General features: G+C 45.1%; 10 protein-coding genes. 5 read left to right on the forward strand and 5 right to left on the reverse strand.

The annotated features are described in order from the left end of the window. Positions 1–68: 68 nt before the first annotated feature. Positions 69–434, forward strand: a complete 366-nt coding sequence (gene rplS / locus D0X99_RS02490) for a 50S ribosomal protein L19 (RefSeq protein ID WP_119476051.1) — start codon at positions 69–71, stop codon at positions 432–434. A 243-nt stretch (positions 435–677) separates the two neighbouring features. Here rplS and D0X99_RS02495 read toward each other — a convergent pair whose 3' ends face one another. Continuing rightward, on the reverse strand, positions 678–2,360 hold the full coding sequence (locus D0X99_RS02495; RefSeq protein ID WP_119476052.1) for a DUF885 family protein: 1,683 nt from the start codon (positions 2,358–2,360) through the stop codon (positions 678–680). A 10-nt stretch (positions 2,361–2,370) separates the two neighbouring features. Further along, the gene (locus D0X99_RS02500) at positions 2,371–3,612 is read right to left on the reverse strand and encodes a VOC family protein (protein ID WP_119476053.1); all 1,242 of its coding nucleotides are present in this window, start codon (positions 3,610–3,612) and stop codon (positions 2,371–2,373) included. Between the two features lie 237 nt (positions 3,613–3,849). Here D0X99_RS02500 and D0X99_RS02505 point away from each other — a divergent pair, with 237 nt between their 5' ends. Further along, a complete protein-coding gene (locus D0X99_RS02505) occupies positions 3,850–4,737 on the forward strand; it encodes an ABC transporter ATP-binding protein (RefSeq protein ID WP_119476054.1) in 888 nt (295 codons plus the stop codon). A gap of 10 nt (positions 4,738–4,747) precedes the next feature. Then, positions 4,748–8,392 (forward strand): ABC transporter permease/M1 family aminopeptidase, encoded by a 3,645-nt coding sequence (locus D0X99_RS02510; protein ID WP_119476055.1) that lies wholly within the window; start codon positions 4,748–4,750, stop codon positions 8,390–8,392. Between the two features lie 157 nt (positions 8,393–8,549). Here the strand turns inward: D0X99_RS02510 and D0X99_RS02515 are convergent, their stop codons facing one another. The 3 genes from D0X99_RS02515 to D0X99_RS02525 all read right to left on the reverse strand — a co-directional run bounded on the left by D0X99_RS02515 (position 8,550) and on the right by D0X99_RS02525 (position 10,403). Continuing rightward, positions 8,550–8,786: a hypothetical protein gene (locus D0X99_RS02515; protein ID WP_119476056.1), complete on the reverse strand. Its 237-nt coding sequence runs from the start codon at positions 8,784–8,786 to the stop codon at positions 8,550–8,552. A gap of 4 nt (positions 8,787–8,790) precedes the next feature. Next, entirely contained in the window at positions 8,791–9,339 is a 549-nt protein-coding gene (locus D0X99_RS02520) for a hypothetical protein (protein ID WP_119476392.1), read from the reverse strand. 203 nt (positions 9,340–9,542) lie between these two features. Continuing rightward, on the reverse strand, positions 9,543–10,403 hold the full coding sequence (locus tag D0X99_RS02525) for an AraC family transcriptional regulator (RefSeq protein ID WP_119476057.1): 861 nt from the start codon (positions 10,401–10,403) through the stop codon (positions 9,543–9,545). A 177-nt stretch (positions 10,404–10,580) separates the two neighbouring features. Here D0X99_RS02525 and D0X99_RS02530 point away from each other — a divergent pair, with 177 nt between their 5' ends. Further along, a complete protein-coding gene (locus tag D0X99_RS02530; RefSeq protein ID WP_119476393.1) occupies positions 10,581–11,471 on the forward strand; it encodes a dihydrodipicolinate synthase family protein in 891 nt (296 codons plus the stop codon). A gap of 89 nt (positions 11,472–11,560) precedes the next feature. After that, the gene (locus D0X99_RS02535; RefSeq protein ID WP_119476058.1) at positions 11,561–13,006 is read left to right on the forward strand and encodes an aldehyde dehydrogenase (NADP(+)); all 1,446 of its coding nucleotides are present in this window, start codon (positions 11,561–11,563) and stop codon (positions 13,004–13,006) included. The last annotated feature ends 115 nt before the right edge of the window (positions 13,007–13,121 follow it).

A 13,121-nucleotide genomic window follows, 5' to 3' on the forward strand; every position in this document is an offset into this window, starting at 1 on the left:
AATTTAACAGAAGTAATTCATTTAAACCGCTGAGGCGGTGAACTGCGAAAGCATAAAAACATAAAGCTATGAGCGATCTAATGAAAATTGTAGAAGCGGAATACAGCGAGGCGAGAGCCAAATTCCCTTCTTTCAAATCCGGTGATACCATCAATGTACACGTTCGTATCAAAGAAGGTAACAAGGAGCGTATCCAGCAGTTCCAAGGAACTGTGATCCAACGCAAAAACCCTAACACCAACGGTGAAACCTTCACTGTTCGTAAAGTTTCCAACGGTGTTGGCGTGGAGCGTATCTTCCCTATCATCTCCCCATCCATCGAGCAGATCGACTTGGTTAGAGAGGGTAAAGTGAGAAGAGCACGTCTGTTCTACCTAAGAGGTCGTCAGGGCAAAGCTGCACGTATCAAGGAAAACATCAGAGCGAAGCACTAAGAGCTGCTGCCTGTCTGATAAAAAAGGAACCTCGAAAGAGGTTCCTTTTTTCGTTTATAGGAAAAGTTTTTTGACAGAGATGTATCGAAGGGTCCTCGTAAGAAGAAGAAATCAAAGTAGAATTGGATGAGCTGCGAAAGACTGACACTGATTATTCGATTTCTACATAGGAAATCAAATTGCCATTTTACCAATGCTTGCTTTGATTTTTGCAGACTCCATTAGGAATTAATTCTTGGACTTTCAATCCAAAAACCTCCAGCTTGCTTTATGATTTTTATCCAAAGGCTTGCCGGTGACCTTTGCTCTTAGGATCTCGATCGGCATGGCGTTTTGAGTTAGGATCAGATCGTGGAATTGCTTCTCGGGCATTTTGCCGGAATCGACTAATTCTTTTCTCATCGAGTAGATTTCCAAGGCACCAATCATGTAGGCGATCTGATAGAGCGGTCCATAACTTCCTTCAAAAGAACGCCTTACTTCTGCTTCGGCATTGGCGTATTCGTGACCAACTTTGTCCACAAGGAGATTGATGCATTGCTGAGGAGTCATTTTGCCCAGATGATAGTTGAGGGAGAAAATGATCCTTGCGCAACGATGCATTCTCCAGAAAAGCATCCCAACCTTGTCTTTGGCATCCCGAGGGAAATTGCGATCCCATAGCACAAACTCCCAGTACAACGCCCAGCCTTCCGTCCAGAACGGCGTACCAAACATCCTACGGTGGGTCATGTATCGCTGATTCATAAACTGCTGCAGGTGGTGACCGGGTATCAATTCATGTTGCACTGTCGCTCTGGAAAAGTGTGGGTTATTGCCTCGCATGGACATCATTTTTTCCTCGTGACTCATCTCGGAGGTCGGATAGGAAATTTGAATCACCTCACCTCCAAGGAAAAACGGACTCACCCGCTGCCGTTCTGCTGAGATCATGCTCGTCCTCCAAGTTTCAATTGCCAAAGGAGGTACAGTCAGCCAGTCATTTTTCACCATGATATCAATGGCCTCCTCTCCCAATCGGGCCACTTCCTCCGGCCAAGCACCGGCAGGCAAGTAAGTGTTTTTCACCATTTCCAAAGCTGCTTTCCAGTCATTGCCAAAACCGAGTTCATTAGATGCTTTTAACATCTCCTTCTCGCACCAGGCAAACTGCTTTTCCGCTTCGGCAATCAATTCCTCAGGAGAGTAGGCGATCATTTCAAAGGCCAATTGCTTCTCCAAGGCTTCTCTTCCGATCGGCTTGCCGATGATGCCACTGCCGTCGTCCTTGACGGAGTTTGTATAGTGCTCCCGCAAGCCTTTGGCATAGGCCTTCATACTGGCATCCAGTTGTTTCCAAGGTTCAGGCATCCACCAGGTAAATTCCGGATCGTAGTCAAAGTAGAAATCATAGGATTCCTTCACCACGCGGTTTAAGCTCTCAACCGACTGAGCAGCCAAGTCGGCCTTTTGCCAGGAATCATATTTGGTGGAAGTAGGCAAGGCCTTGAGTTGGGCATCCACCGCTTTGGCTACCGCATTCCAGCTAGCTGCCAAAGCCTGTGAATCGGGTTGCTTAGCCCGTCTTCGAGCAGTAACAAATTCCTCCAGTGGCTTTCCAAAAGCTACCACCGATTGAATCTGCATGAAATCCCTCTTGTCCAGATCAAGCGTGGCTAACTCTTTTTCCAGGTAATTCCGAAAAAGCACATAGTCAATCTTCCCATCCTCTGACAACCCCTCGTATTTCTGGGCCTGAAGGGTTTTGAGGTAGTCCTGATTGAAAGATTCCATTCGGGAAAAATACTCCGCCGAAAGCCGGTTGGTGTACAGGCGGGAAAGTGCTCCCCGATCCGCTTGGTAGGTTTGGATCAAATTGACGAGTTCGGTGGCTCCAACCCAGGTGCTCAGAAAGCACAGTAGAAATGCGAAAGCAAGTTTTTTCATAGGGAATCAGTTAATCAAAATGATAAAGGTAAAGTCCGGTGTCGCGGAAGGTTCCGGACTGTCTGGTAGAATCCCCTGAGTTTGCCTTGAGGTAATTCTCCCAAGGGCCGGGGTTTTTGAGATCAATTTTTAATTCGGTCAGTTTTTCGGGAGCGTAGGTATTCATCCCTCTGAGGCCATCCACCAGTCCCAAAAATCCATTTTGGGAAAGCCTGTACACTTTTGCCCAGCCTTGATCGGCACTTTTGGTCAAGCCCAAAGTTTCTTCGACAAAATGCTCAGCCGGTAACATATCCTTGTAATACAGCCAAACGATGGACGCGGTTATCTGAAGACTATCTCCACTTCCGGTCGATGTTAACTCCAATTGATTCAATTCGGGAATGAGAATTTCATTTTCAGGATGCTGAAAGAAGGTCTCAAACTCGAGCAAGTATCCCTCCGGATCCACAGCAACAAACCCGTCGTGCGGTCCGCCTGGATTTTGCTTGAGCGGGTATTTGATTGTGACTTTTTGCTGCTGAAGATGGGCATACCAACTTTCAAGCTGGTCGGTCAGCAAGGCCAAAGCCACCGATTTAGGTTCGGCTCCGGAATATCCCGTACCAGACAGCCTTTGAAGAACAAGGTATGAATCCCCCGCAATCTGAAATTTGGCGCTGTTTTCGGTTTCTTCCAGCAGTTTCAAGCCTAAGATTGTTTGATAAAAAGCTTTGGCTTTTTCCAAGTCTTTGTAAAACCACCGGGTCTCCAAACCCTCGATTCCAAAATCCTCCAAATCCCGAAAAGCTGAATTTTCAGCCAATAATCCATTAATTTTCCAGGTAGGATAACCCAGCAATCTTCCAAACCTCCTGCTCAATTCCCTTTTCTTCGAATCTGAATAGCTGTTGTTTTTCTGAAGGCCAGCAATTTCCTCCTTGAGGCTATTGTAGGCCTGAAGTGAATTCCCGGTGTAGAGAATGACGACCTCCTTGTTTTCGGTGCTGGTTTTTGGAAAAAGGTCGGTTTCGATCAAGGATGTCTCCCGATAGAATTCCACTCCATAGTTGCGGCTGATGCGCTCCAATTCCGGCATGAATAGGTCCATTTCTGTCGAATTTAGCGGTGGACCCAGTGCTATGGGTTTTACCCCGGCTTTGACCATTTCGGCAAAAGATTCGATTTGACCGGATTCTTTCAAAAAATCCCGTTGGGTACAGGAAATCCACAAGGGTAGAATCAAAATCACCAAGTAAAAATGCTTTTTCATAGACAGTCTGAGATGGCTCAAGAAAGATTGAACCTGAATTAGGAGAAAATTTCTCTTTTCCCTGCGACCAGTGATGGAAATTCCTCATTCAAATAGCAGAAGATGCAATTATGAATTTTTAAAAATCTCATTTAAAATCAATTGCTTATCTTATCCATGCCAAAATTTCTTTTCTGTTTTTTTCTGAAACAGAAGTTTGATGCTGAAACCTAGATTTTCACCTAACCATTTTTCCTTATGGAATTGATCATTAACAACCTCTCCAAAACTTACTCCAACGGAGTGAAAGCACTAAACAACATTTCGCTTACCATCCCTCAGGGAATGTTTGGTCTGCTGGGACCAAACGGTGCGGGTAAATCCACGCTGATGCGAACCATTGCCACGCTTCAGGATGCGGATTTTGGCAGCATCACACTTGATGGGATAGATGTCCTCAAAGACAAACAGGCCGTCCGGGAGCGCTTGGGCTATTTGCCCCAGGATTTTGGACTGTATCCAAGAATCAGCGCTGAAACAATGCTGGATCATATTGCCCAAATGAAAGGAATCGGGAATAAAGCCGAACGAAAAGAACTGGTTGCTTCTCTTTTGCAAAAAGTAAACCTTTTCAAAGACCGAAAAAAGGGGTTGGGAACTTACTCCGGAGGAATGCGGCAGCGGTTTGGGATTGCCCAGGCATTGGTAGGGAATCCTTCCCTGATAATCGTGGATGAGCCCACAGCGGGATTGGATCCTTCGGAACGTAACCGATTTTACAATCTCCTCTCGGAGATCGGAGAAAACACCATCGTGATCCTTTCCACTCACATCGTGGAAGACGTCAATACACTTTGCTCCAACATGGCGATCATCTGTATGGGAGAGGTACTGATGCAGGGCAAACCTAAAGAGGGGCTGTCCATGGTGCAGGGAAAAATCTACCGGAAATCCATCGATAAGGGTGATCTGGAGAAATACCGAAAAGATTTTCACGTGATTTCTACCAAACTCATCGAAGGTAGGCTCAGTCTTAGAATCGAAAGCGAAGAGAACCCCGGAAATGGTTTTGACGCCGTTCCTGCAGATTTGGAGGATGTGTATTTTAGTTTCATTTCCAGAAAAGTAGATCCGATCACCATCTAATCGAAGGGTTATGTTTAAGGATATCTTTCTTTTCGAACTGAAGTATCGGTTTAGCCGTCCGGCTACCTGGATTTACTTCGCTTTGTTGCTGGTGGTTGCAACACTTTTGATAGGTTTTGGGAATACCCCTGCCTCGGAAAAAGTCTTTCACAATTCCCCGATCGTCATTGCTAACCTGCTGCTACTCATCTCCATTTTTGGGATTTTGATCGCATCGGCGGTGATGGGGGTTCCCTTATACCGAGATCTGGAGCATAAGACTGCCACGTTTCTATTCAGTTATCCCATATCCAAGTTTGGATACTTCATGGGTAGGTTTTGGGGTTCTTTTCTGACTTTGGTTTTTATTTCATTGGGAGCCCTGGTTGGAATTTACCTTGGCAGTTTGCTTGGTCCCATTTTCGGAACTGACCCCGAGCGTTATGGCCCCAACTCTTTGCTCAATTATTTACAGCCTTGGCTGACCATGCTTCTGCCTAACCTTTGGCTGGCCGGAAGTATATTTTTTGCGCTGATTATTTTCACACGAAACATTCGCTCGATATATGCGGGTGGGATCGTCATTTTCATTGGGTATTTGTTGGCGAATTTTCTGACACAGGACATAGAAAACAAAGACCTTGTCCAACTAATCGACCCCTTTGGCCTGAACTCGTTTTTTCTCCAAACGAGATACCTGACCCCCTATGAGCAAAACAACTTTTTGCTTGAAGTCTCCGGAAATCTCCTCCTTAACCGGATCCTTTGGACAGGTGTAGGTTTGGTGTTTTTTCTTTCATCTTATTTCAGGTTTAGCTTCAATTACTTCTTTCAGACGAGTCAGAAGAAACTTTCCGACAAAGCAGATTCGGAAACTGTTCCTACTGGTATATTGAAGCGTGTGATGTCCGACTTTTCAGCAGATTATCAGTGGAGAAGCTTTGTCACTATGACTAAGATCGAAGTGCAAAATGTCCTCAAGGACATGTACTTTAGGTCGATTTTGTTGGGTGGAACGATTTTCTTGGTCCTCGATTTCTGGATTGGAAATACACTGTATAGTGTTTCGAATCTTCCCTCCACTTCATTTTTGATGGAATACAAAGGGTACGATTACCTGATTTTTGTATTCATTATTCTCGTTTTTTTCACTGGGGAAGCTCTCCATCGGGATAAATCCACCGGCTATTCGGTGATCAATGATACCTTTCCTGTCAAAGACGGAGTGGTGATAGCATCCAAATTCTTTGGGATGGCTTTTGTCTGTTTGGTTCTAACTACCCTTCCGATTGTGGTTGGGATTTTGGTGCAGACGCTCAAAGGTTTCTTTGACTATGATCTATCCGTTTACCTGATCGACAGCTATCTGATTTCATTACCAGACTTTTTGCAGATGGTGATGCTGGTTTTTGCTGTCCATCTGGTTGTTAACAACAAATTTGCAGGTCATGCAGTGGCTATCGGCATTTGGGTGGTAATGATCATCCTTCGAAACTTTGCAGAGTACGACTTCAATCTGTTTTTCTTCAGCTACAAACCAAACTATACCTGGAGTGACATGAACGGACTGGGGCATTTTGCAGAGCCGCTGGTTTGGTTCAATGTATACTGGACTTCCTGGGGAATTTTTCTGATACTCTTTTTCAGTATTTTCTTCAGTCGAGGGGCGGAAGACTCCTGGAAGAGCCGTCTGAAAACCGCCAAATCCCGGTTGAAAAAACCCGCCGCAAAGCTTTCTTTTGGTTTTTTGGCCATTGCTCTCCTCTCCGGAGCTTACATCTATCAGGTGGTGGTTTACGACAACGGCTACCTCACCTCAGAGGAAAGCAAAGAGCGATTGGTGGCCTATGAGCAGCAGCTGAAAAAGTACGAGCGGATGCCTCAACCTAAAGTCACCAAAATCAACATAAAGGCAGATCTCTACCCGATGCAGCGGAGCGCTTACTTTTCTGCAAAAGTCCAGATGGTTAACAAAACAGGTACTCCAATCGACTCCATTCATTTCAACAGCTCTGATCTGACAGATTTCAAGGTAGTCCTCGATGGAGATACGCTTTCTTACCGGTTTCCCTTGAAATATAAGGCGCGAAAATTCCAGATCTTCGGGCAAAAGCCGGAGCCGGAATGGTATCGAATCACCGCCCTCCCCAAGCCGATGATGCCGGGTGATACGCTGGATTTTGTTATTATCAGCAAAAAAACCTACACAGGCTTTCCGAATTCAGGGTATGGAAGGGACATTGTCTACAATGGTACCTTTTTCACAGGTGGCCTTCCTTCAATTGGGTACAATGCCAATTCTGAAATGTCAAGCGATGAGGACAGAAAGAAATACGGCCTTCCTCCCAAGCCGGAAGATTATCCCGAGCATGGTGATCCGTATGGTGTTTCTACCTTGCTTTTTGAAGATGATGCGGACTTTATCCGCTTTGAAGCGGTGGTAAGCACGATTCCCTCACAGATAGCGGTTGCGCCGGGATATTTGCAGAAGGAATGGGAAGAAAATGGCAGACGCTATTTTCATTACATTCAGGATACCCCAATTCAGTCGTTTTTCACTTTCGTTTCCGCTGAATACGAGGTGTTGAGAGATGAGGCGCTTTTACCAAATGGACAAAAAGTAAACATCGAACTTTTTCACGATGCACGTCATCCATACAATTTAGACCGCTTCTTGGCTTCCTACAAAGATGGCTTGACGTACTTTTCGGAGACATATGGAAACTTCCAGTTTAGACAAATGCGCTTGTTGGAATTTCCGCGCTATGCGGGTTTTGCACAGTCATTTCCCAATACAGTTCCGTTCTCGGAGAGTTTTGGATGGGTGGCTGATTTCAAAGATCCGGATGACTTTGACTATGTCTACTACGTGACTGCCCATGAATTGGCGCATCAGTGGTGGGGACATCAGATTGCGCCAAATTATACCCGTGGAGCAAACCTGATTTCTGAAGCTTTGGCGGAGTATTCGGCGCTGATCCTGACTGAAAGAAGGTATGGCAAGGACAATATGAAGCGGTTTCTGAAGGAGGAACTGGACAACTACCTGTCCGGTCGATCCAATGAAGGTAAAAAAGAGAACACTTTCATCAACTGCAACAGAGCCTATCAGTGGTATTACAAAGGAAGTCTGATCCTCTATGGACTTCAGGACCTGATCGGTCAGGAGGCCATGGACTCGGCGCTTTATTCTTTCAATCGGGAGTTTGGCCTGAAGGAAACGCCTCCTTTCCCCGGCAGCTATGACCTCTACCGCCATCTTAAAGCAGTGACACCGGACAGTCTCCAATACTATCTGGACGATACTTGGAACAAAATTACCCTTTATGACAACAAAGCCGAGGAAGTCCAAGCCAAACGTATCGCGGAGGGGGAGTATGAAATTACGCTCAAAATCCGATCGCAAAAACTTTATGCCGATGAAACAGGGAAGGAGGAAAATGCCAGCTATGCGGGAGATTACATCGATGTAGGTGTTTTTGCAGCAGAGGACAAAGATGAAAATGGTAGGACCCGAGTCAACCCGCTTTACATCCAAAAACATAAAATCAAACCGGGAGAATCAACCCTGACTTTCAAAGTCAAGGGCGAACCCGTCAAAGCGGGAATCGATCCATACAATAAGCTTATTGACCGTCTTCCTGACGACAATACAATAGCTGTGGAAGTCCAATAAATTCCAAGACCCTCTAATTAGAAATGCCCCAAGAAGCTAAATACTTCTTGGGGCATTTTTTTGGAAATGAACCTAAACTCAGGGGACTTAACAGCAATTGGATCTCTAAAAAAACAAAAAAGTAAAGAGCCAAATCCAAAGATCTGGCTCTCGCACTTTATCCTATTTTTTTGCCGTTATTCTTCAAAATCGCGACCAGTATAAGGATAAATACTGCTGCCCCTGCGGCTACTAAAAGCCAGGTTTGTTCATACCAAACCGGTTCGGGACTTAAGTCTATTTTAATATCCAATCCTTTATCTTGGGCCTGCACCTGTTGAGTTATTACTAATCCAAAGAATAAAAGTGCCGCCAATTGGATTGTTCTTGTTGAGGAAACCAGGAAATGCTTCATGCGCTTATTTAAACCTTAAGTTGTATGTAAATGCAATGCCTATGCTCTGAATGTCAATGGTAGATTCAGGTCTGAAAATGTGGTTGTAGTATCCAAAAATATTCCAGTCATGATTGTGATAACCTACCATAGGTCTAGCGTAGGCACCACCTTTATTGGACGCGTTTTGTCCGGAGAGAAAAGTATATCCCAGATCAGTTCCTACAAACAATCCTGAAGACTGTGGATAATACCTTAACATTAATCCGAGTGGAATCGCACCAAAACCGTCGTTCAATCCCTGATAAGAATTTGCTTCCGATTTCTTGAAATATTTTGAATACCCGGTAGCCAATCCAATTCCAAAATTATCGGTTCTCAAGAACTGGGCTGCAACATCCAATCCACCAACAAAGGAGGAGTAATTACCGATTTCCCCAGACGGGGCCGCTATTAGAAAGCCGATTTTTAGCCATGAATTATCACTGCTAATGTCTTCCAGATTTCTTTCGGTTTGAGCGTAAGATGTCATACTGATCAGCATAACAGCAACGGCTAATAAAATTTTATTCATTTTTTCTAGTGTTTCGTCAACACTAGCCAAATGACATGCCCTGATCCCAATCGTCATCTAATCGCCAAATCAAAAAGTGTAACCTATTGAAAAACAATATTTTAATTGGCAATCAAACTCCCTGTGCCATCTCAGGTCAACCCAATAAAAATTTCGGAAAGGGAATAGAATTCCCCAAATAGGGAGACTCAGGGGCCAAAATTTTACTTTCTAAAGGCTTTGGGAGGCATTCCTAAAATGGATTTGAAACTTCTGTTGAAATAAGAGAGGTTCTCAAATCCAACTTTGAAGGCAATTTCTGAAACTGGCAGATCAGTTTCCTGAAGTAGTTTTTGAGCTTCATTGATCCGAAGTAATTGAAGGTACTGGGTAAAAGTCTTCCGAGTTCTGAGTTTGAAAAACCGACAAAAGGCTTCCTTGCTCAAATTGGCTTTTTCTGAGGCCTCTTCCAGGGAAACTTGCCGGAAGCGGTTTTCAAGCAAAAACTGCATCACCTGATCCATTCGCTTTCCATCCCGCTCGGAAAGTCCACGAATCAAAGTCGGTCGGTTTAACGGAACGAGACTATCTCCCGCCTGATCCAAAATTGCCAAGAGCTGGATGGCAAATTGAAACCGAGCCAGTCCGTAACTTTCGGGAAACACATCAAAAATTTCCAAAATTCTACTTTTGGTTTCGCCCAAGACTTGAAAACAAAGTCCGGAAAAGTCTTTGAATTTCCGGAGAGCCTGAAGGTCTTCCAATTCTCCCAAGGCCGTTCCCAAAGCCGCAAAGTCAAAGAAAATTGTATTCCCTGCCGTTGATAACTTCCCATTTTCTTCAAAATATTCTGGATCACTTCTAAACACATGGGGGACATTCTCTCCCAAAAAAAACAAATCGCCAACCTGGAAGCGACCGACATAGTCACCGCTTAAAAATTGCCCCTTTCCTTCCAAAATCACCGTCAACTGCAACTGGGGGTGCTGATGGAGTTTGTCATAAAAATGCCTTCCCCGATCTTCCTGATAGCGGACAAATTCCCGCTGTGACTTGGGGATTTGAAATGAAATGACTTTGGCCATGTTCTAAAACTAGTATCAAATTGAAGGAAATCAAACATAAAATTTTTTAAAAATGTCAATATTGTATCATAAAGTACTAATCCAGTGAAAGATTCCAAGGGTGTCTCCAGCTACTTTTGATTTGATAATCTTTCACTAAAAATCCCCGGCATGAGCTGTGGACAAAATCAACAAACTATGAACTGGAAAGGCGTATTCCCCGCGGTCACGACCAAATTTCATAAAGACGGAAGTCTGGATATGGATCTGTTTTTCAAAAACCTGGACTTTCAGCTCGAGTGTGGAGTTCACGGGATTATCCTGGGCGGAACGCTGGGAGAAAGCTCAGTCCTGTCCCAGGAGGAAAAAATTACCCTTACCGGGGAAACAGTCAAATACATCAACGGGAAAGTTCCAGTCATCCTCAATATTGCTGAAGGTGCTACGCAGGATGCACTTTTTTGGGCTAAAAAAGCGGAAGAATTAGGTGCTTCAGGCTTGATGATTTTGCCTCCGATGCGCTATGCTGCAGACGCACGTGAAGTGGTGACTTACTTCAAGACCGTCGCCAACTCCACCAAGCTTCCCATGATGATTTATAACAATCCAGTAGACTACAAGACTTTGGTGACCCTGGATATGTTTGCCGAGTTGGCTGAATGTTCCAATATCCAGGCGGTCAAAGAATCCACCCGGGACATCTCCAATGTCACCCGAATGATCAACCGATTTGGGGATCGATTCCAGATACTATGTGGCGTAGACACTTTGGCGATGGAAGAATTGCTAATGGGTGCCGTTGGTTGGGTAGCTGGATTGGTGTGCGCTTTTCCAAAGGAAACCGTCGTGATTTACAACTTGGTTCAGGAAGGTAAAATCGAAGAAGCTCGTGAAATCTACCGCTGGTTTTTACCCCTTCTTGAGCTGGATATTCATCCAAAATTGGTTCAATATATTAAGCTTGCCGAGCAGCACTGCGGTATCGGGTCTGAGCATGTTCGTGCGCCAAGATTAACTTTGATCGGAGAAGAAAGAGTACGAATTGAGAAAATAATTACTGAAGGATTGGCGAAAAGGCCGAAATTGTAAAAAAGAGGGAAGCAGGAAGACCGAAGTCAAACCTCGTTCTTCCGCCTCCTGCTTCCAGTCTTATTCTAATCTTTCAATTTTCAATTTCCATGAACTTCGACTCAATTTTCAATTCTGCCCAAGAGGCTTTTCTTTTTTATAAAAATCTGCCGGGAACGGAAAAAGGAGCCTTTTTGGATACGATGGCAGACGTCCTTGAATCCCATCGGTCGGAAATTGTTCCCTTGGCAGTAAAAGAATCCAATCTTCCCGAAGGAAGGATCAATGGGGAATTGGGACGAACGACGGGCCAAATCCGGCTTTTTGCCAATCTGGTCAAAGAAGGAAGTTGGGTGGAAGCTACCATTGATCCGGCATTGCCTGATCGAACCCCACTTCCAAGGGCGGATATCAGACGATTTCTCACTCCCCTTGGCCCTGTGGTTGTATTTGGAGCTAGCAATTTCCCTCTTGCATTTTCTACGGCTGGTGGAGATACCATTTCTGCATTGGCTGCAGGCTGCCCTGTGATTTATAAGGCTCACCCGGCACATCCGGAGACTTCCAGAAAAGTGGCAGATTGCATTCACCAGGCCATTTTGAAGTGTGGACTCCCATCGGCCCTTTTCACCCATGTGGAAGGAGGAATTGCCGAAGGCCAGGCTTTGGTCAAACATCCCTTAGCTAAAGCGGTAGCGTTTACCGGTTCTCATGCGGGCGGCATGGCCTTGTTCCATCTTGCCAATCAGCGCGAAAACCCGATCCCGGTTTACGCTGAAATGGGATCCGTAAATCCAATATTTACTTTCCCGCACAAGCTGGAAAAAGAAAATCAAGCACTTGCGAAGGCTTTCATTTCGTCACTTACCTTAGGCGTTGGGCAATTTTGCACCAATCCGGGTTTGATCTTTGTACCGGAAGCGCAGGCTAAAGCCTTTGAAAATGCCGTCGCTGCCGAATTGAAAGATATTGCGGTGGCGCCCATGCTCCACCCGGGCATTGCACAGGCCTATTACGACTCAATCCAGTTTTTGGAATCCAGGGAGGAATTGCGCTGGGTAAAAGTGGCAGATCCCAAACACCTCATCAACGGCAGCACTGCCATGGCAGAAATCAAAGCTGCCGATTGGCTGAAGGATACCCTCTTCCAAAAAGAAGTATTCGGAGCCTTTGCCATGATGGTCGTGTACCAAAGCGAAGACGAACTTCTCGAAATAGCTCAGCACCTCCATGGGCAGTTGACGATTACCGTTTGGGCTGAAGCGGAGGAACTTCAGAATCAACTATTTCTGGTGAATCTTTTGGAGGAAAAATGTGGTCGATTGCTCTTCAAGGGGGTTCCTACGGGAGTAGAAGTGGGGTATGCCATGCAGCATGGAGGACCTTTCCCTTCCACTACCGCTCCAAACAGTACCTCAGTCGGAGCCCATGCGATCAAGCGATTTGCCAGACCTATTGCTTTCCAGGATATGCCCCAGGAGTTGCTTCCGGATGCTTTGAGGGATGGTAATCCCCTTGGAATCTGGAGGATGGTAAATGGAAACTTGGAAAAGTGATTTTGAAAATACGAAGTACGAAATACGATTTACGACGGGCTGACTAGAGTTAACCTTCAATTCCTCATCCAATCAATCTGAACTATTCGAGTTGATATTCCATACCAATCTTCCA

This window comes from Algoriphagus lacus (assembly GCF_003583985.1).
GTDB lineage: Bacteria > Bacteroidota > Bacteroidia > Cytophagales > Cyclobacteriaceae > Algoriphagus > Algoriphagus lacus.